The 19785-nt window shown below is 68.0% G+C and carries 14 protein-coding genes; 1 reads left to right on the top strand and 13 read right to left on the bottom strand.

Annotation, left to right across the window (positions count from 1 at the left end):
- The first annotated feature begins 4 nt into the window (after nucleotides 1-4).
- A complete protein-coding gene (locus BWI15_RS37655) occupies nucleotides 5-1372 on the top strand; it encodes a DUF1501 domain-containing protein (protein WP_077019227.1) in 1368 nt (455 codons plus the stop codon).
- On the opposite strand, the gene BWI15_RS37650 is transcribed toward BWI15_RS37655, so the two are convergent.
- The 13 genes from BWI15_RS37650 to BWI15_RS37590 form a co-directional block, all read right to left on the bottom strand.
- Nucleotides 1369-2103, bottom strand: coding sequence for a maleylpyruvate isomerase N-terminal domain-containing protein (locus BWI15_RS37650; protein WP_077019226.1), 735 nt, complete (start codon nucleotides 2101-2103; stop codon nucleotides 1369-1371). The two genes, BWI15_RS37655 and BWI15_RS37650, sit on opposite strands and share 4 nt — an antisense overlap.
- Nucleotides 2096-3376: a nuclear transport factor 2 family protein gene (locus tag BWI15_RS37645; RefSeq protein ID WP_077019225.1), complete on the bottom strand. Its 1281-nt coding sequence runs from the start codon at nucleotides 3374-3376 to the stop codon at nucleotides 2096-2098. The genes BWI15_RS37650 and BWI15_RS37645 overlap by 8 nt, the downstream gene beginning before the upstream one ends.
- 31 nt (nucleotides 3377-3407) lie before the next feature.
- Nucleotides 3408-3818, bottom strand: a complete 411-nt coding sequence (locus BWI15_RS37640) for a DUF1801 domain-containing protein (protein WP_077019224.1) — start codon at nucleotides 3816-3818, stop codon at nucleotides 3408-3410.
- Nucleotides 3819-3896: 78 nt separating this feature from the next.
- The gene (locus BWI15_RS37635) at nucleotides 3897-7757 is read right to left on the bottom strand and encodes a DNA-directed RNA polymerase subunit beta' (RefSeq protein ID WP_077019223.1); all 3861 of its coding nucleotides are present in this window, start codon (nucleotides 7755-7757) and stop codon (nucleotides 3897-3899) included.
- A 68-nt stretch (nucleotides 7758-7825) separates the two neighbouring features.
- Entirely contained in the window at nucleotides 7826-11308 is a 3483-nt protein-coding gene (rpoB, locus tag BWI15_RS37630) for a DNA-directed RNA polymerase subunit beta (protein ID WP_077019222.1), read from the bottom strand.
- A 273-nt stretch (nucleotides 11309-11581) separates the two neighbouring features.
- Nucleotides 11582-12040, bottom strand: coding sequence for a hypothetical protein (locus BWI15_RS37625; protein ID WP_237771622.1), 459 nt, complete (start codon nucleotides 12038-12040; stop codon nucleotides 11582-11584).
- Nucleotides 12041-12210: 170 nt separating this feature from the next.
- Nucleotides 12211-12711, bottom strand: a complete 501-nt coding sequence (locus tag BWI15_RS37620; RefSeq protein ID WP_077019220.1) for a hypothetical protein — start codon at nucleotides 12709-12711, stop codon at nucleotides 12211-12213.
- The gene (locus tag BWI15_RS37615; protein ID WP_077019219.1) at nucleotides 12708-14000 is read right to left on the bottom strand and encodes an MCE family protein; all 1293 of its coding nucleotides are present in this window, start codon (nucleotides 13998-14000) and stop codon (nucleotides 12708-12710) included. The genes BWI15_RS37620 and BWI15_RS37615 overlap by 4 nt, the downstream gene beginning before the upstream one ends.
- Nucleotides 13997-15232, bottom strand: coding sequence for an MCE family protein (locus BWI15_RS37610; RefSeq protein ID WP_077019218.1), 1236 nt, complete (start codon nucleotides 15230-15232; stop codon nucleotides 13997-13999). The genes BWI15_RS37615 and BWI15_RS37610 overlap by 4 nt, the downstream gene beginning before the upstream one ends.
- The gene (locus BWI15_RS37605; RefSeq protein WP_077019217.1) at nucleotides 15229-16428 is read right to left on the bottom strand and encodes an MCE family protein; all 1200 of its coding nucleotides are present in this window, start codon (nucleotides 16426-16428) and stop codon (nucleotides 15229-15231) included. Before BWI15_RS37605 ends, BWI15_RS37610 begins: the two co-directional genes overlap by 4 nt.
- Nucleotides 16425-17435: an MCE family protein gene (locus tag BWI15_RS37600; RefSeq protein WP_077019216.1), complete on the bottom strand. Its 1011-nt coding sequence runs from the start codon at nucleotides 17433-17435 to the stop codon at nucleotides 16425-16427. The genes BWI15_RS37605 and BWI15_RS37600 overlap by 4 nt, the downstream gene beginning before the upstream one ends.
- The gene (locus tag BWI15_RS37595) at nucleotides 17432-18466 is read right to left on the bottom strand and encodes an MCE family protein (protein WP_077019215.1); all 1035 of its coding nucleotides are present in this window, start codon (nucleotides 18464-18466) and stop codon (nucleotides 17432-17434) included. The genes BWI15_RS37600 and BWI15_RS37595 overlap by 4 nt, the downstream gene beginning before the upstream one ends.
- On the bottom strand, nucleotides 18463-19782 hold the full coding sequence (locus BWI15_RS37590) for an MCE family protein (RefSeq protein WP_077019214.1): 1320 nt from the start codon (nucleotides 19780-19782) through the stop codon (nucleotides 18463-18465). The genes BWI15_RS37595 and BWI15_RS37590 overlap by 4 nt, the downstream gene beginning before the upstream one ends.
- Between the last annotated feature and the right edge of the window lie 3 nt (nucleotides 19783-19785).

The raw sequence follows: 19785 nt of genomic DNA, 5'->3' as shown, positions 1-19785 counted from the left end.
TCGAATGAAGCATTCGGAAACGCTGTCGTCGCTGCACCCTGACTGTCCCGACTGGCAACGGCTCGGACCGACACCTGCCGACGCCGCCGTACGAGCACAGGCGGCCGCGGTCTCCACCGAGGTGGACCAGCGCCGGGAGAAGTGGAGTCGCGGGTTCACCCGTCGCCGTCTGCTCGCCGGCGGTTTGGGAGTCGGCGTCGCGGCGGTCGCCGACCAACTGGTCACGACGCGCATCTCCTGGGCGGCCGAGGGTGCCGACCCGACCGGCACGCTCGTGGTGATCTTCCTGCGTGGCGGGATGGACGGGCTGTCGGTTCTCGTCCCGGCCGACGACCCCGACCTGCTGAAGGCACGGCCGGGCATCGCCGTACGGGGTGCGTCCCTGCTGCCGTTCCAGCGCGGCTTCGGACTGCACCCTGCGCTGGCGCCGTTGACACCGCTGATCACGTCGGGCCGGCTGGCCGCCGTACCGGCGGTGTCGACGCCGGACCTGACCCGCAGTCACTTCCAGGCGCAGGACTGTCTCGAGCGTGGTGGTGCCGCCCGGTCGTCGGTCCAGTCCGGCTGGCTCGACCGGGTGATCGCCGAACTGGGCCCCGGTACGACGTTCCGCGGGCTCGGGATCGGCGCGCGGATGACGCGGTCGCTGCTCGGGCCGACCAACCCGGTGATGCTGACCTCGCTGAAGGACTTCGCGGTCAAGGGGATCGACGGCGTCGCGCCGCAGACGCTGAAGGCGCTGGAGACGCTCTACACCGGGATCGACCACCCGCTCGGTGTCCAGGGACTCGCCGCGTTGCAGGCCTCGGCCAAAGCGCAGGGCTACCAGCAGGCGATCCAGACCCAGCCGAAGGATCGTGGCTACCCCGAGGGTGACTTCGGGGCGAGCCTGGCGACGCTCGCGCAGCTGATCAAGAACAAGGCCGGCGTGCGGGTCGCGGCGGTCGACCTCGGCGGGTGGGACATGCACACCGACATCGGCACCGTCGACAACGGCGACCTGACCAGATCGCTGAAGACCGTGGCCGAAGGGCTGGCCGCGTTCACCGCGGAACTCGGTCCCGAACTCGAGAACACGACCGTCGTGACGATGAGCGAGTTCGGCCGGCGGGTCGAGCAGAACGGCAACAGCGGCGCGGACCACGGGCACGGCGGGGTGGCACTGGTCCTCGGTGGCCGGGTCAAGGGCGGCGTGCACGGCCGCTGGGAGGGACTCGACCCGAAGGTGCTCGACCAGGGCGACGTGCCGGGTACGAACGACTACCGCGACGTGCTGTCGGACGTCGTGATGGGCCGGCTGGGACTGTCCGAAGCCCAAGCGGGCAAGGTGTTCCCGGGGTGGAAGCCGCGTCGGCTGGGTGTGATGACCTAGGAAGTCACGCGCTCGGCGAGGAACGCGGCGGCGACCTGCCGATCACCTTCGACGGTGAGCCGGTCGGCGGGCAGCCGTTTCCACAGGCAGAGCAGGAGATCGGAGGCATTGGCGGACAGGACCGCCTCGCCATCGGCGTTGCCGCGCTCGAGCTGCGGCGGCTCGCCCTCCGCCCGTGGGGTGAGGGTCCACGTGTCCCCGGTGTCGATCGCCCGTACGCCGAGCGGCCGGGTCACCGCCGGCGCGAAACCACGCTCCAGCACCCGAGGCACGAACACCTCGAACACTTCGTCGACCCCGTCGGCCGCGACCTCCGGCGGGATCACGTCGCCGGTCGTCGTACCGTCGGCGGCTTGCAGGGCGTCGACGAGGTGAACGGCGGTCTCGTGCAGACGGCGGCGGGTCCAGAAGCCGGCGCGCTGATCGACGGGGGCGAAGTTCCAGCAGGGTTCGTCGGGGTCGACGGCGCGGATGGCGGCGAGCAGGGCGGCCGTCGTACCGGCGTACCAGTCGGCCCAGGAGATCGTGGTGCGCAGCACCTCCGGCCGGCGCTGCTCGCGGCCGGAGAGCAGGACCGACGCCGACCAGCGTTGGCCGGCCCCGATGTGCAGGGCCAGATCGGCGATCGTCCAGCCCGGGCAGCTCGGCACCGCGGCGGCCGGGTCGACGGCGTCGAACGCCGCCGCCAGTTCCGCCGCGGTGCGGTCGAGCTCGTGGAGATGGTCAAGCAAGGAAGCGGACCTCGACGATCAGTCCGTCCTGGACGCGGTACAGCACGATCGTCGGCACCGGACCCTGGTCGGAGTCGTGATGGACGGACTGCTCCACCACCCACTCTCCCAGCATCATCCGCTGCTGCAGCTCGGTCTTGCACCGGCCCGCCTCGAACAGCGGCCGGTAGTGCTCGCGCAGCGACCGGCGTCCGCGCAGCACGGTCCCGTCGGCGAACTGGAGCTGGGCCGTCGGCGAGTACAACGCGAGGAACGCTTCGAGATCGTGCGCCGCGTACGTCGCGTGCTCCCGGTCCACCACCCGGGTCGCCGGGGTGTCGAACGAGAACGCGGTGGCCACCACAGCTGTGAGGTCAGGTGCGGTGCTGATCGTTTCCACTGCTGGTGCCTTCGGGGCCGGCGGAGTCTTCGTGACGGTGGTGGTCGCCTTCGCCACCGGGGAGCTGACGGGGCTCACCGGGGACGTCGTGGTGGTGGTCGGAGTCGGGATCGGGAGGGTGGAGGTGGAGGTGGAGGTCGCGGTGGGATCCTCGCCCAGGTGGGCGATGGCCCAGTCCAGCGCCTTGGTGACCGCGGCGCGGGATTCTTCGGTGTGGTCGAGCATGTCGAAGCCGTGTTGCCCTTTCGGTACGTCGATGATGTCCAGCGCGGCGCCACCGGCGGAGACGAACTCCGCGACCGGACCGGCGAGCTCGGCGCGCTCGCGGCCGACCCTGGTCAGCAGCACCGGCAGGTCTGAACTTGCTGCCCCACCGCCCTGGTCGTACCTGCCGATCACTTCGGCAGCGTTGACCAGTTCGTCGACACCGGGCGGGGTGGCGAGCAGGGGGTAGGTCAGCAGCAGGCAGCGCAGCCAGTCCGGCCGGCTGTCCAGCCACTCCCCCGCGAGCAGTCCGGCCCCCGAGAAGAACCAGAGCGCGACGCGCCCCGGATCCACCCGTGGGTCGGCCCGGAGAACTCCGACGGCGGCCTCCACGTCGTCGGCAGCGGCCACCAGCTGGTCGAGGCCACGGATCAGTCCGTGCTCGACCACAGCAGCCACCAGACCGCGCTGGGCAGCCGCGGTCGCGTATCCCTGGTACACCGGCCAGTCCCGAGGTGACACCTCGAGGCCGGCAGGCCCAGGACCCCCGTGCACAAAGAGGATCGCGCCCGTCCGCGCGGTGCCGGCCGGGTGGTAGAGGTCGACCTGACCGACCCGTTCCACCCGCACCTCCCCGGCATCGGCGACCGGCAGAACAAAGGGCCGCAGGTAGGGCGGGAGATCCGTCATGGAGTCATCTTGGCCTATCGGGAGGACACTTTCACCCGCCACCCCGAACATGCTCCACAGACCGTCGCAGCAATTCGGTCAACACGCCGGAATTCACCGCAGACAAGCGTTTGAGGTACAAGCACGACTTGCCCGTGCTGTGCGGTCCGAGCCGTCCGAGCAGTTCGTCGTACCCCTCGAAACCCTCGGTCAGGTAGAGCGTCGTGGCCTGCTGGCGCGGCGAGAATCCGACCTCGAACCAGTCGAGCTCGCGGCCACTGGCGTAGACCAGGTGCCGTTCACCGAATCCGACGATCGCCGGTCCCCACATCGCCGGCTCGAGCCCGGTCACCTCGGTCAGCAGTTCGTTGACGGCGAGCGCGTCGGCCCGCCGCGGCGGCGGCACCGACGCGAGGAACTCCTCGACACTCGCATCGGTCCGGGCGGTCTTGTTCTCGGCCATAGCTCATCGTGCCTCCAACGCCGCGAGGGCGGCACCCCTGGTGGGAGTGCCGCCCTCGGCGGTGTGTGGGGCTTCGGCTCAGTTCTTGTAGGAACCGAGGTCGAAGTCGTCCAGCGGGACCGACTGCCCGGCGGACGGCCCGAAGTCGTAGTCGTACGACTCGTAGCCGACCATCGAGTACATCGCGGCCTTCGCCTCCTCGGTGGGCTCCACCCGGATGTTGCGGTAACGGTCCATGCCGGTACCCGCCGGGATCAGCTTTCCGATGATCACGTTCTCCTTCAGACCGACCAGCGAGTCGGACTTGCCGTGGATCGCGGCCTCGGTCAGGACCCGGGTCGTCTCCTGGAAGGAGGCGGCCGACAGCCACGACTCGGTCGCGAGCGACGCCTTGGTGATCCCCATCAGCACCGGACGACCCGAGGCCGGCGTACCGCCCTCGGCCACGACGCGACGGTTCTCCGCCTCGAACATGATCCGGTCGGCGAGCTCACCGGGCAGCAGGTTGGCCTCGCCCGACTCGATCACCGTGACCCGGCGCAGCATCTGCCGGACGATGATCTCGATGTGCTTGTCGTGGATGGCCACACCCTGCGACCGGTACACGGCCTGGACCTCGTCGACCAGGTGCTCCTGCGCCTTGCGCACACCCAGGATCCGCAGCACTTCCTGCGGGTCGGGCGTACCCTGCGTCAGCTGCTGACCGACCTCGACGTGCTGACCGTCCTCGACCAGCAACCGGGCCCGCTTCGACACCGGGTAGGCGACCTCCTCGGAACCGTCGTCCGGGGTGAGCACCAGCTTGCGGGTCTTGTCGGTGTCCTCGATCGTGATCCGGCCGGCCGCTTCGCCGATCGGCGCCTTGCCCTTGGGCTGGCGGGCCTCGAAGAGCTCGACCACACGCGGCAGACCGTGGGTGATGTCATCACCCGCGACACCACCGGTGTGGAAGGTCCGCATCGTCAGCTGCGTACCGGGCTCACCGATGGACTGCGCCGCGATGATGCCGACGGCCTCACCGATGTCGACCGTCTTACCGGTCGCCAGCGAACGCCCGTAGCACTTCGCGCAGGTCCCCGTCTTGGCGTCACAGGTCAGCACGGAGCGGACCTTGACCTCCTCGACGCCGGCCTCGACCAGGGCCGCGATGGACACGTCGCCCAGGTCGCTGCCCGCGGTCAGTACGACGGTGCCGTCGCGACCGGTCACGTCCTGGGCCAGGGTGCGTGCGTACGCGCTGGTCTCGACGTTCTCGGCGTGCACGGTACGGCCGTCCGGACCCGGCTCGCCGATCTTCTTCGGCAGGCCACGCTCGGTGCCGCAGTCCTCCTCGCGGATGATCACGTCCTGCGAGACGTCCACCAGACGACGGGTCAGGTACCCGGAGTCGGCGGTCCGCAGCGCGGTGTCGGCCAGACCCTTGCGCGCACCGTGGGTGGCGATGAAGTACTCGACCACCGACAGGCCCTCACGGAAGTTGGACTTGATCGGCCGGGCGATGATCTCGCCCTTCGGGTTGGCCACCAGGCCACGCATACCGGCGATCTGCCGGATCTGCATCATGTTGCCTCGGGCACCCGAGTGGACCATCATCCAGATCGGGTTGGCCTTCTCGAAGTTCTCCTCCATCGCCTTGCCGACCTCGGCGTTGGCTCCGGTCCAGATCTCGATCAGCTCCTGACGCCGCTCGGACGAGGTGATCAGACCCCGCTCGAACTGCTTCTGGACCTTCTCGGCCTGCGACTCGTAGCGAGCCATGATCTCCGGCTTGCTCGGCGGCGTGCTGAAGTCGTCGATCGACACCGTGACACCCGAGCGGGTGGCCCAGCGGAAACCGAGGTCCTTCAGCGCGTCCAGGCAGTTGGCCACCTGGACCTTGGAGTAGCGCTCGGCCAGGTCGTTGACGATCGAGCCCAGCTGCTTCTTGCCGACCTCGGCGTCCACGAAGGTGTAGTCGCTCGGCAGCGCCTCGTTGAACAGGGCGCGGCCCAGCGTCGTCTCCAGCGAGAACCCGCCGTTGGCCAGCGGCAGCGCGTTCTCCGGCGCGGCCGCCTCGTCGAGGCGCAGCGTGATCTTCGCCTGCAGCGACAGCTCGCCGCGGTCGAAGGCCATCAGTGCCTCGGCGACCGAACCGAACGCCCGGCCCTCGCCCTTGACGCCTTCCTTCAGCATCGTCAGGAAGTAGATGCCGATGATCATGTCCTGCGTCGGCATCGTGACCGGACGGCCGTCGGCCGGCTTGAGGATGTTGTTCGTCGACAGCATCAGGATCCGCGCCTCGGCCTGGGCCTCGGCCGACAGCGGCAGGTGCACCGCCATCTGGTCACCGTCGAAGTCCGCGTTGAACGCGGAGCAGACGAGCGGGTGGATCTGGATCGCCTTGCCCTCGATCAGCTGCGGCTCGAACGCCTGGATGCCGAGCCGGTGCAGGGTGGGTGCACGGTTCAGCAGGACCGGGTGCTCGGTGATGACCTCTTCCAGCACGTCCCAGACCTGGGCGCGCTGACGCTCGACCATCCGCTTGGCGGACTTGATGTTCTGCGCGTGGTTGAGGTCGACCAGCCGCTTCATCACGAACGGCTTGAACAGCTCCAGCGCCATCGCCTTCGGCAGACCGCACTGGTGCAGCTTGAGCTGCGGGCCGACCACGATGACCGAACGGCCGGAGTAGTCGACGCGCTTGCCCAGCAGGTTCTGACGGAAGCGACCCTGCTTGCCCTTGAGCATGTCGGACAGCGACTTCAGCGGCCGGTTGCCCGGGCCGGTGACCGGACGCCCACGGCGGCCGTTGTCGAACAGCGCGTCGACGGCCTCCTGCAGCATCCGCTTCTCGTTGTTGACGATGATCTCCGGCGCGCCCAGGTCGAGCAGCCGCTTGAGCCGGTTGTTGCGGTTGATCACCCGGCGGTACAGGTCGTTCAGGTCGGAGGTGGCGAACCGGCCACCGTCGAGCTGGACCATCGGCCGCAGGTCCGGCGGGATCACCGGGACGCAGTCGAGCACCATGCCCATCGGGCTGTTGTTCGTGGCCAGGAACGCGGTGACGACCTTGAGCCGCTTCAGGGCGCGGGTCTTGCGCTGGCCCTTGCCGGTCTTGATCGTCTCGCGCAGGTTGTCGGCCTCGGCCTTCAGGTCGAAGGTCTGCAGCCGGCGCTGGATCGCGGCCGCACCCATCGCGCCCTCGAAGTACTTGCCGAACCGCTCCTTCATGGCGCGGTAGAGGATCTCGTCGCCCTCGAGGTCCTGGACCTTCAGGTTCTTGAACCGGGTCCAGACCTCGTCGAGGCGGTCGATCTCGCGCTGCGCACGGTCGCGCAGCTGCTTGACCTCACGCTCGGCGCCTTCCTTGACCTTGCGCCGGACGTCGGCCTTGGCGCCCTCGGCCTCGAGCTGCGCCAGGTCCTCCTCGAGCTTCTTCATCCGGGTCTCGATGTCGTTGTCGCGCCGGTTCTCGAGCTGCTTGCGCTCGACGTCGGTCCGGCCCTCCAGCGACGCGAGGTCGCGGTGCCGCGCCTCTTCGTCGACGTCGGTGATCATGTACGCCGCGAAGTAGATGACCTTCTCCAGGTCCTTCGGGGCGAGGTCGAGCAGGTAGCCCAGTCGCGACGGCACACCCTTGAAGTACCAGATGTGGGTGACCGGCGCGGCCAGCTCGATGTGGCCCATCCGCTCACGGCGCACCTTCTGGCGGGTGACCTCTACGCCACACCGCTCACAGATGATGCCCTTGAACCGAACGCGCTTGTACTTGCCGCAGTAGCACTCCCAGTCCCGGGTGGGACCGAAGATCTTCTCGCAGAACAGACCGTCACGCTCCGGCTTGAGCGTCCGGTAGTTGATCGTCTCGGGCTTCTTGACCTCACCGTGCGACCACTGGCGGATTTCATCCGCGGTCGCAAGGCCGATCCGAAGCTCGTCGAAGAAGTTCACGTCGAGCACGATGTGTTATCTCCCGATTGTAAAAATGGTCTGAGTGAGTTGGCTGTTGATCTCAAGCGGCAACCCGCTCAGACCTCCTCGACGCTGTTCGGCTCACGCCGGGACAGGTCGATCCCCAGTTCCTCCGCAGCGCGGAAGACGTCCTCTTCGCTGTCGCGCATCTCGACCCGGCTTCCGTCGGACGAGAGCACCTCAACATTCAGACACAGGGACTGCATTTCCTTGACCAGAACCTTGAAGGACTCCGGGATACCCGGCTCCGGGATGTTCTCGCCCTTGACGATCGCTTCGTACACCTTGACCCGGCCGACCACGTCGTCCGACTTGATCGTCAGCAACTCCTGCAGCGCGAAGGCGGCACCGTAGGCCTCGAGGGCCCACACCTCCATCTCGCCGAACCGCTGACCACCGAACTGCGCCTTACCACCCAGCGGCTGCTGCGTGATCATCGAGTACGGACCGGTCGAGCGGGCGTGGATCTTGTCGTCCACCAGGTGGTGCAGCTTCAGCATGTACATGTAGCCGACGCCGACCGGCTCGGGGAACGGCTCGCCGGAGCGGCCGTCGAACAGCCGGGCCTTGCCGGTGCTGTCGACCATCCGGTCGCCGTCGCGGTTCGGCAGCGTGGAGCCGAGCAGGCCGGTGACCTCCTCCTCCTTGGCGCCGTCGAAGACCGGGGTGGCGACGTTCGTCATCGGCGGGGCCTCGCCGGCGCCGATCTTGATCAGCCGCTGCGCCCACTCCTCCGGGCTGTCCGGGTCGACCTTCCAGCCACGGCTGGCGACCCAGCCCAGGTGCGTCTCGAGGACCTGACCGACGTTCATCCGGCCGGGCACGCCCAGCGGGTTCAGGATGATGTCGACCTGGGTGCCGTCCTCCATGAACGGCATGTCCTCGACCGGCAGGATCTTGGAGATGACGCCCTTGTTGCCGTGGCGTCCGGCGAGCTTGTCGCCGACCGAGATCTTGCGCTTCTGCGCGACGTACACGCGGACCAGCTGGTTCACGCCCGGCGGCAGCTCGTCGCCGTTGTCGCGGTCGAAGACGCGGACCCCGATGACGGTTCCGTTCTCACCGTGCGGGACCTTCAGCGAGGTGTCGCGCACCTCGCGGGCCTTCTCACCGAAGATCGCGCGCAGCAGCCGCTCCTCCGGGGTCAGCTCGGTCTCGCCCTTCGGCGTCACCTTGCCGACCAGGATGTCACCGGTGGTGACCTCGGCGCCGATCCGGATGATGCCCCGCTCGTCCAGGTCCGCCAGCATCTCGTCGGAGACGTTGGGGATGTCGCGGGTGATCTCCTCCGGGCCCAGCTTGGTGTCGCGAGCGTCGACCTCGTGCTCCTCGATGTGAATCGAGGTCAGCAGGTCCTGCTGCACGACGCGCTGGCTGAGGATGATCGCGTCCTCGTAGTTGTGACCCTCCCACGGCATGAACGCCACGAGCAGGTTGCGGCCGAGCGCCATCTCGCCCTCGTCCGTGCACGGACCGTCGGCCAGCGGCGAGCCGACCTCGACCCGCTGCCCGGCGTCGACCAGCGGACGCTGGTTGATGCAGGTGCCCTGGTTGGAGCGACGGAACTTGGCCAGCCGGTAGGTCTGGTAGGTGCCGTCGTCGGCGGCGACCTCGATCAGGTCGGCCGAGACCTCCTTGATCACACCCGCCTTCTCCGACACCAGCACGTCACCGGCGTCGACCGCACCGCGGTACTCCATGCCGGTGCCGACCAGCGGAGCGTCCGCGGTGATCAGCGGCACGGCCTGGCGCTGCATGTTGGAGCCCATCAGCGCGCGGTTGGCGTCGTCGTGCTCGAGGAACGGGATCATCGCCGTCGCGACCGACACCATCTGGCGCGGGCTGACGTCCATGTAGTCCACGTCCTCGACCAGCACGAGCTCGACCTCACCGTGGCGCCGGCGGACCAGCACCCGCTCCTCGGCGAACCGGTCGTCGTCGGTCAGCGCGGCGTTGGCCTGCGCGATGACGAACCGGTCCTCCTCGTCGGCGGTCAGGTAGTCGACCTGGTCGGTGACCTTGCCGTCGACGACCTTGCGGTACGGCGTCTCGACGAAGCCGAACGCGTTCACCCGGCCGTAGGTCGCCAGCGAGCCGATCAGGCCGATGTTCGGGCCTTCCGGGGTCTCGATCGGGCACATCCGGCCGTAGTGGGACGGGTGCACGTCGCGGACCTCGAAGCCGGCCCGCTCACGGCTCAGACCACCCGGGCCCAGCGCCGACAGGCGGCGCTTGTGGGTCAGGCCCGCGATCGGGTTGGTCTGGTCCATGAACTGCGACAGCTGGGAGGTTCCGAAGAACTCCTTCAGCGCCGCGACCACCGGGCGGATGTTGATCAGGGTCTGCGGCGTGATCGCCTCGACGTCCTGGGTCGTCATCCGCTCGCGGACCACGCGCTCCATCCGGGCCAGGCCGGTGCGCAGCTGGTTCTGGATCAGCTCGCCGACCGTGCGCAGACGGCGGTTGCCGAAGTGGTCGATGTCGTCCTCTTCGACGACGATCTCACCGGTCGGCGCGGCCAGCTCGGTCTTGCCCTCGTGCAGCGCGACCAGGTACTTGATCGTGGCGACGATGTCGTTGATCGTCAGCACGGCGGTGTCGTGCTGCTCGTCGCGGCCCAGCTTCTTGTTGATCTTGTACCGGCCGACCTTGGCCAGGTCGTAGCGCTTGCCGTTGAAGTAGTAGTTGTCCAGCAGCGCCTGCGCGGCCTCGCGCGTCGGCGGTTCGCCCGGGCGCAGCTTACGGTAGATGTCGAGCAGCGCGTCGTCCTGCCCGGAGGTGTGGTCCTTCTCCAGGGTGAGCCGGATCGACTCGTACTCGCCGAACTCCTCGAGGATCTGCGCGTCGGTCCAGCCGAGCGCCTTGAGCAGCACGGTGACGTTCTGCTTGCGCTTGCGGTCCAGCCGCACGCCCACCAGGTCACGCTTGTCGACCTCGAACTCCAGCCACGCGCCGCGCGACGGGATGATCTTGGCGGTGAAGATGTCCTTGTCCGACGTCTTGTCCGGCGTGCGCTCGAAGTACACACCGGGCGAGCGGACGAGCTGGGACACCACGACACGCTCGGTGCCGTTGATCACGAAGGTGCCCTTACGCGTCATCAGTGGGAAGTCACCCATGAAGACGGTCTGGCTCTTGATCTCGCCGGTCTCGTTGTTCATGAACTCGGCCGTGACGAACAGCGGCGCGGAGTACGTGACGTCGCGCTCCTTGCACTCGTCGACCGTGTTCTTCGGGGGCTCGAAGCGGTGGTCGCGGAACGACAGCGACATGGTGCCGCTGAAGTCCTCGATCGGGGAGATCTCCTCGAAGATCTCCTCCAGGCCCGAGGGTCCGGACAGATCGGACCGTCCCTCTGCCTCGGCGGCGGCCACCCGGGCCTGCCAGGTTTCGTTCCCGACCAGCCAGTCGAAACTGTCCACCTGCAACGCAAGAAGATCCGGCACCTCGATGGGTGAGGAGATCTTCGCGAAGGAGATGCGGCGGGAAGTGGAAACGTCGGTAAAACTGTCGGACTGGGGGTTGCGCGAGGCGACCAAGGGGCGTCCTTCCACGGGCTCGCAAAGTAACAATCAATGCTGGCACTTCGGTGCTGGGAGCGCATGCCGAGCCGCCCTAGTCAAGTCTTGACCTGAGCCAGGGGTAGGAGTAAAGGCAGCGCAAAGCAATAGGTTACCCGATCAGGGCAAGACTGTCCAATGGGGTCCAACACTATGCCGTCGGACCACCCACTCAGTCAAGGACCGACCCGGGATCTCCAGCGGGAGACACCCGCGAGCCACCCGGTCGACCTGTCCTCAGTCACCAGCAGACTACAGTCCGGCGATCTCCTGGACCAGCCATCGCGAGCCGTTTCGGACCATCGTGAACCGGGTCCGGTTCAGATCCACCCGTGGTTTGCCCTGGGTGATCGTGCTCGTGGTGGTCTGGTTCACGAAGATGATCAGCGTGACCCGGTTCGCGTCGCCGTCGCGGACGCCGACCTCGCGCACCTCGGCGCGGACCGTGGCCTTGGTCTTGGTGGCCAGCTCGCCGGCCACCTTCGCGGTCTCGTCGAACTTGCCCGCGAACTCCGGCGTCATCGTCGCCCGGGCGGCGGCGAAGCTCTTGTCCAGCGTCCGGTAGTCGTAGCTGAGCGCGGTCTCGGCTGCCTGCCGGCCAGCGTTCGCTGCCGCTCCGCGCGCCTCCTCGGCCTCCTGGCCGCGCCACGCCTTCAGCCCCAGGACGCCGGCCAGAGCCAGCACGAGCACGATCAGCGCCGCCAAGCTCACAGTGAGTACAGAGCTCACCCTGCGCGAGGCAGCGGGTTCGGCCTTCTCTTCTTTCTTCTCTACTTTCGCGACTTCTACTTCTTGGACTTCTTGTACTTCCTCTTCGACGACCTCGTCACTGACGGCGACCGGCTTCTCACGACGCCGCTGGCCGGCGATCTTGCGGGCCATCAGCCCACCACCTGCAGGTCGGCGGTCAGCCAGCGGCCGGCGTCGCGGACCAGGTCGAGCTTGATCCGGTAGCGCCGCTCGACGCCGTCCTTGGCGGCGGTGTTGGTGACGACGGCGTTCACGATCACCAGCACCTGCGCGGAGTCCTTGTCGTTCGACACCACCGCGGCCTCCTTCACGTCGCCCTTGGAGGTCGCCTTGTTCGCCACCACCTCGGTCTTCACCGAATTGGACCCGGCTTGGAACTCCTCCTTGAACTGCCCGGTCGATTCGTTCAGCACCCGCTGCGCGTCCGCGTCCCAGGTGTCGTACTTGTACGTCGTGAAGTCCAGCGCGAGCTGCCGCGCGGCGCGCATCGCGCCGACTCGGTCCTCCGACCGGGTGTCCTGCCGCCGCAGCGCCACCACCGAGACCGTCGCGGCCGCCAGGGCGACGATCAGCAGCACGCTCAGTGCCCAGGCCAGGATCAGCGAACCCCTGCGGGTCGAGGAAGAAGTCACTTGCCGGTCACCGGTCCGAGGATGAGGGCTTTCCAGGAGTCCGAGCCCAGGTAGTCGGCCTGGCCGCCGGTCGAGCCGAGCACCAGCTCGGGCATCCCGCCGGTGCCGCCGGCCTGCCCGGTCGCCGGGTCGTAGCCGACGCCGTACCCGGTCCGGTTGAGGTTCTGCCGCGACGACGGCGACGGCTTGTTCTGCGAGCCGCGCACGTTCACGCCTGTGCTCGGTCCGGCCGTGCAGGACGCCTTGGTGTTGGCCTGCTTGTCGGTCGTGTCCTGCGGCACCCGCTTGTCCGTCCCGTTGTAGCCGGCCCGGCAGGCCGGTGGTGAGAAGCCGAGCACCAGCCCGAAGTGCGCGTCGTAGTGCCCGGTCCCCTGGTCCTTGGCCGGTACGACGTACCCGCCCATCGCCACCGCCGGGTAGACCACCAGCAACTGCTCGACGGCGTCCAGCCGGACCGCGGTCAGTTCGTTCACCGTCAGCAGGTTACCCAGCAGCACCGCGATGTCGGCCCGGTTCTCCGAGATGAGGCCGGTCAGCTGCTCCGAGGCGCCCGAGCCCTGGTCGATCACCGTGCGCAGGTCGGTGTCGGAGCTGACCAGGGTGTCCGACAGCAGCGCCAGGTTCTTCGCCCAGGTCCGGATCGCGTCCCCGCTGGCGACCTGGGTGGCCAGCACGGTGTTGCCGTCGTTGATCAGCTTGATCGTCTGGGCGATGTTCGCGTCGGCGTCGTCGATCAGCAGCCCGGAGCTGTCGATGATCTTCTGCAGGTCGCCGCCCTTGCCGCGCAGCGCGTCGCCGAGCTCCTTGACGGTGGTCTTCAGGCTGTTCTTGTCGACCGAGTTCACCAGTTGGTCGAGGTTCAGCAGCAGCTCGGTGGTGTCGATCGGCAGCGCGGTGTCGGCCCGGGCGATCTTCGAGTTGTCCTGCAGGTACGGGCCGTCGTCGCGGCGCGGCTGCAGGTCGACGTACTGCTCGCCGATCGCGGACCGGTTGGCCACCACGGCAACCAGGTCGTTCGGGATCTTCACCTTGTTGTCGATGTCCAGATCGACCTCGACGCCGTCGTCGAGCAGCTTCAGCTCCCCGACGCGGCCGACCGGCTGCCCGCGGTACGTCACCTCGGCGCCGGTGAAGATGCCGCCGGACTCGGCGAAGCTCGCGCTGACCGTGTAGTCGTCGTCGAACAGCAACTGGTCGATCTGGGCGTACTTGCCACCGACGTAGGCGATGCCGACGACGGTGATCAGCAGGAACACCATCAGCTGGATCCGGACGGTTCGGGAGATCACTTCGCCACCCCCGGCATCAGGACCTTCGCCAGCTCGGGATCGAAGGCCGGGCGGTTCAGCGTCGGCGTACAGACCGGCAGGCCGAGCAGCGTGACGCAGCTGGTCGCCGTCCCGGTCGGCAGCGGCAGCGGAGGCAGGCCGCCCGACTTCGGCGGGAACTTGGGCGAGTTGCGGAACGGCAGGCTGAGGTTCGCCGTCGGCAGCGCGGTCGGGCCGACGGTCGGCAGGTTCAGCCCGAGCAGTCCCTGGAACGCCTTCTGCGTGTTCACGTCGAGCGTGATCACCAGGTTCGTGAAGTCACCCTGGACGGCGTCCGCCGCGGCGTCCGGGAACGGATAGGTGAGCAGCAGCTCGAGCGACTTCGGCAGGTTCTGTCCCGCCTCGGCGAGCTTGGTCAGCACCGGGTAGAGCGACTGGAGGTTGGCCACCAGGTCCTTCTGCGACGCGGTGATCACCCGGGTCGCCGTGCTGCCCAGCGTGGACAGCGCCTGCAGCGTCTTGACCAGGGCGGCCCGCTGCTGGTCGAGGGTCTTGATCGACTTCGGCAGCGAGTCGATCGCCGTGGCCAGCGTCGCCTTCTGCGCGTTCAGCTTCTTGGCCAGCGCGTCGACGGCGGTGATCGCGGCGACGATCTTCTGCCGGTTGGCGTCGAGGGTGCCGACGAAGGTGTTCAGCTGGGTGAGCACGCTGCGGATGGCCGGCTCGTTGCCGGTCAGGGCCTTGTTCAGCTCCTGGGTGATGATCTGCAGCTGCGCCACGCCACCGCCGTTCAGCAGCAGCGACAGCGCCGACAGGACTTCCTCGACCTCGACGTTGCTGGTCGTGTGCGACAGCGGGATCAGCTCGCCGTTCTCCAGCTTGCCGCGCGGCTTCTCGGCGCCGGTCGGCGGAGCCAGCGAGACGAACTTCTCGCCCAGCAGGCTGGTCTGGCGGATCGTCGCGCGGGCGTTGTCAGGCAGCTCCAGGCTCTTCGGCAGCTTGACCCGGACCTTCGCCACGAACCCGTCCAGCCAGACCTTCTCGACCGTGCCGACGGTGACGTCGTCCACCTTGACCGTCGACTTCGGCACCAGGTCGAGCACGTCGGTGAACTCCACCGTCACCGTGTACGACGGGCCCTTGATCTTCGCGCCACCGGGCAACGGCAGCGAGTAGACGCTGAAGTCGCAGCCGGTCAGCAGCGTGGCCATCGCGACCACGCCCGCCACGAACGCCGTACGACGTCGTCTCATCGGCCACCTCCCGGGAACAGACCGCCGAGCGACGGATCGACCGGGTCGGGCGTCGGCAGCTTCGGCGCCGGAGCGGGCGCCCACGGCGTACCGGCTGGGCCGCCGCTGGTCGGAGCGCCGCCGGTGAGCTGGCTGAGCAGCGGCAGCTTCGGCAGGGCGTCGAGGACCCCCTTGAGCTGGGAGCACGCCGACAGCGGCTGGTTCACCTGGATCAGCAGCGAACAGATGAAGGTCGCCGGGTCGTCCAGCTGCGCCAGGTTGATTCGCTGGTCCAGCGTGCCGAACTGGGGGTTGTAGACGCGGGCCAGGTTGCCGAGACCGAGCGGCGCGGTGTCGATGATCTCGGCCAGCGCGGCCTTCTCCTTGACCAGGATCTGCGAGATGTCGGTCGCTCCGGAGATCGTGGTCTTCAGCAGCGCCCGGTTGTCCTTGACGAACGACGCGACCTCGCCGAGCGCGGTGGCCAGCAGTCTCAGCGCGGCGGCCAGGTCCTTGCGCTCGCCGGCCAGCGTGGTCGAGGTGGCGGCGAAGCTGGTGTTGAACTGCTTGACCAGCTGGTCGTTCGCGGCCAGCGCGGAGACGAACGTCTGCAGCTGCCGGACAGTGGCGAACAGGCTCTTGGAGTTGCCCGCGAGCGTCTGGGACAGCTTCGACACGTCGGTGATGGTCTGGTTCAGCTTGGCGCCCTGGCCGTCCAGGTTCGCGGCCGAGACGTCGAGCAGCCGCGACAGCGCGCCCTGGTCGTTGGCGCCCTTCGGCCCGAGCGCGACCGAGAGGTCGTTCAGGCTCTGGTAGATCTGGTCCAGCTCCAGCGGTACGGCGGTCCGCTCGATCGGGATCTGCGCCCCGTCGGCCATCACCGCGCCCTTGGAGTACGCCGGGGTCAGCTGGATGTAGCGGTCGGCGACCACCGACGGCGACGCGATCACCGCCTTCGCGTTCGCCGGCACCTTGTGCTCGGCCTCCCACCAGAACTTCACCCGGACGGTCCGGCCGGCCGGCGTGACGCTCTCGACCTCGCCGACCTTGATCCCGAGGATCCGGACGTCCGAGCCCGGGTAGACGCTGACCGCCCGCGGGAAGAACGCCGTGGCGCTGACGCGCTCCGGGTTCGGCCAGAGCGAGATCACGCTGACCGCCAGCACCACCAGCACGACGCCGATGGCGACCAACCGGGAGAACGAAGCAACCTTCATCGGCCACCACCCAAGATCGGCGGCAACCCGGGCAGCAACGGCGGCACCGGGATCTCCGGGACCGGCACGAGGTTCTGCACGTAGGTGTCGAACCACGGCCCGGTGCCGAGCGTGTTCGTGAACACCCGCGCGTACGGCGCCAGGCCCTTGATGCTCGCGTCGAGTGCGTTCTGATTCTTGATCAGGATCGCGAGCACCGCGTTGACCTTCTGCAGGGTCGGCGTCAGGTCCTTGCGGTTCTCCCGGACCAGCGCGGTCACCTGCGCGGACAGCTTCTGCGTCGACACCAGCAACTGGTGGATCAGCGCCCGGCGGGCCTGCACCGCCTGGAACACGGTGTTGCCGTCCTTCATCAGCTTGACCAGCTGCTGGTTGCGGTCGGCCAGCACCTTGGTGACGACGTCGGAGTGCTTGAGCAGGGTCTTCAGCTCCTCGTCCCGCTTGGCCACGTTGCGGGACAGCCGGGACAGCCCGGTCAGCGACGCCTTCACCTCCTCCGGCGTGTTCTTGAAGGTGGTCGACAGCGTGTCCAGGGCCCGGGCCAGCTGGGCGGTGTCGATCCGCTCGGTGGTGTTGGCCAGGTCGGTGAACGCGTCCACCACGTCGTACGCCGCGACCGTGCGCTCCAGCGGGATCTCGGCGCCCGGCTTCAGCTCGCCGGGACCGGCCGGGTTCAGCTTGAGGTACTTCTGGCCGAGCAGCGTCTTGATCTTCATCTCGGCGCCGGTCTGCTCGCCGAGCTTCACGCCCCGGTCCACCACGAAGTCGACCCGGACGTGGGTGCCCTCGAGCTCGACCGCGCGGACCTGCCCGACCCGGACGCCGGCCACCCGGATCTCGTCGTTCTTCTTCAGCCCGCCGGCCTCGGAGAACTGTGCCGAGTACTTCGTGCCGCCGCCGATCAGCGGCAGGTCCTGCGCCTTGAACGCGGCCAGCATGATCAGCCCGATCACCGTCAGGCCGACCACGCCGATGGTCAGCTGGTTCTGCTCGCGGAAGGGCTTCACGGGTGGTCACACCTCGCCGAGTTGTTGTCGTACGAGACGGGGATGCGCGTGCCGAGCGGCAGGGTGACGTTGCCGTCGAAGCCGCAGAGGAAGAAGTTGAACCAGGAGCCGTACGACGCGGTCCGGGTCATCGTGTTCAGCTTCGTCGGCATCTTCTGCAGGGTCTTGACCCAGATCGCCTGGGTGTCGTCCAGCGTGCTGGAGACCTGCCGGAGCCGGTCGAGGTCGGCCTTGATCGGCACCCGGGTCTGCTGCAGCAGACCGGCCGTCTTGGTGTTCAGCGAGTTGATCGAGCCGAGCGAACCGAGGATCGGCTGGATGTCCTTGCTCAGGCCGGTGATGAACTGCTGCAGGTTGACCAGCAGCTGGGAGAAGTTCTGCTGCCGCTGCGACACGATCTGCAACGTCGACGTCAGGTTGGTGATCAGGTCACCGACGACCTGGTCGGCGTCGGCCAGCGTGGTGGTCAGCGACGCCGTCCGGGCCAGCAGGCTCTCGATCGTGCCGCCCTCGCCCTGCAGCACCTTGATCACCTCGAAGGCGAACTGGTTCACGTCGGCCGGGGTGAGCGCGGTGAACAGCGGCTTGAACCCGTTGAACAGCACCGACAGGTCCAGGGCCGGCGCGGTCCGGTCCTGGTCGATGGTGTCGTTCTCCTTCATCCGCTGCCCGCCGCCGACACCTTCGGTCAGCGCGATGTAGCGGTTGCCGACCAGGTTGCGGTAGCGCAGGGTCGCCCGGGTGCCGGTGTCGAGCACCTGTTTGGAGTCGACGCTGAACGTGACGAGAGCGAGTGTGTCGTCCTTGAGCGCGATCTTGTCCACCTGCCCGACCCGGACGCCGGCGATCCGGATGTCGTCACCCTTGTTCAGCCCGACCACGTCGGTGAAGACCGCCTTGTACGTCGTGGTCGGCGTGAAGCTGATGTTGCCGATGGTGACCGCCAGCAACGCGGTCGCGATCGTGGTCACCACGACGAAGATGCCCAGCCGCACGGTGTCGATCGAGGTCTTCTTGTCGAGCAACTTCATTTCAGATTCACCTGACCTCCGCGCATCAGGGGACCGACCATCAACGTGGTGAGGTCGGGCACCTCACCGGGCGCCACGCCCATCGCCGGCCCGACCACCGAGCCGACGACCTTCTGCTCGGCCGGGCTGCCCGCCGGGCCCGTGTCGACGGCGAAGCCCGGGGCCGCGCGGTTCAGCTGCAGGTTCAGCGGGAAGCGCTCGTTCTTGTTGTGGTCGCCGATCGTGCCGTCCTCGGCGACGACGTACGGCGCCGGGTTCTCCTGGCTGTACGGGCCGGGGTGCGCGCCGGGGTGGCTGTAGTTCTTGCCGACACAGGTCGGGCCGCGCTTGTCCAGGTACTTCGGCGTCTCGTCCGGCTGGTACGGCGTGGGCTGGTTGGTGATCAGCTCAAGGTTGATGTGCAGCGCGCCGTCGCGGAACGTGTCGTTCAGGATCGGGGCCGTGTCGGTCAGCACCTTGAGGAAGCAGGGGAACTCCGGGGAGTACCGCTCGAGCAGGTCGAGGATCGGCCGGCTGACCTCGCCGAGCCGGATCACCCGGTCCTCGTTCTCGCGCAGGAAGCCGTTCGCCGTACCGGACAGGGTCTGGACGTCGGTGAAGAACTTCTGCAGCTGCTGCTCCTTCTCCACCACCGTGTTGCCGGTGATGGTCAGGTTGCGCAGGGCACGGACCAGGTCGGGCGTCACGTCGCCGTACAGCTGGGAGACCTGGGTGAGCTTGGCCAGCGCCGCCATCAGCTTCGGGACGCTCGGGTTCAGCTTCTTCAGGTAGCCGTCGAGCTGGGTGAGCGTCTCGGCGATCTCGGTGCCGCGGCCCTCGAGCGCGGTGGCCAGCGTGTTGAGCGTGGCGTTCAGGTCGGCCGGGTCGACCGCCTGGAGCAGCGGCAGCGCGTCGTTCAGCACCTTCTCGATCTCGATGCCGACCGCGGTCTTGTCCCGGGCGATCACGTCACCGGCTCGGATGTGCCGGGTCTTTTGCCCCTCCGGCGGCGGCACCAGCGCGACGTACTTCTCTCCGAACAGCGTCTTGGGCAGGATCCGGGCGCTGACCGCGCTGGAGATCTCCTTGACCTGCTCGGGCTTCAGCGACAGGTTCACCGTCGCCTCGTCGCCGTCGGTGGACACCGACCGGACCTCGCCGACGATGATGCCGCGCAGCTTGACGTCGGCGTGGGTGTTCAGCTGCAGACCGATGTGGCTGGTCTTCAGCTGCACGTCGACGGTGTCGGTGAACACCTTGGCGTAAAAGGCGTAGGTCAGCCAGAGCAGGAAGCAGAGGAAGCCGATGAAGGCGACACCGAGAACTCGTCTGGTCATGGG

This window comes from Kribbella sp. ALI-6-A, from assembly GCF_001984195.1.
Taxonomy (GTDB): domain Bacteria; phylum Actinomycetota; class Actinomycetes; order Propionibacteriales; family Kribbellaceae; genus Kribbella.
This window is presented reverse-complemented; position numbering and strand designations above follow the sequence as displayed.

What these genes read in the sequence shown, in the direction of transcription:
- BWI15_RS37645 (WP_077019225.1), bottom strand. Translation starts at nt 3,376, where the DNA reads ATGACGGATCTCCCGCCCTACCTGCGGCCCTTTGTTCTGCCGGTCGCC.
- BWI15_RS37605 (WP_077019217.1), bottom strand. Translation starts at nt 16,428, where the DNA reads ATGAAGGTTGCTTCGTTCTCCCGGTTGGTCGCCATCGGCGTCGTGCTG.
- BWI15_RS37655 (WP_077019227.1), top strand. Translation starts at nt 5, where the DNA reads ATGAAGCATTCGGAAACGCTGTCGTCGCTGCACCCTGACTGTCCCGAC.
- BWI15_RS37590 (WP_077019214.1), bottom strand. Translation starts at nt 19,782, where the DNA reads ATGACCAGACGAGTTCTCGGTGTCGCCTTCATCGGCTTCCTCTGCTTC.
- BWI15_RS37610 (WP_077019218.1), bottom strand. Translation starts at nt 15,232, where the DNA reads ATGAGACGACGTCGTACGGCGTTCGTGGCGGGCGTGGTCGCGATGGCC.
- BWI15_RS37595 (WP_077019215.1), bottom strand. Translation starts at nt 18,466, where the DNA reads ATGAAGTTGCTCGACAAGAAGACCTCGATCGACACCGTGCGGCTGGGC.
- BWI15_RS37640 (WP_077019224.1), bottom strand. Translation starts at nt 3,818, where the DNA reads ATGGCCGAGAACAAGACCGCCCGGACCGATGCGAGTGTCGAGGAGTTC.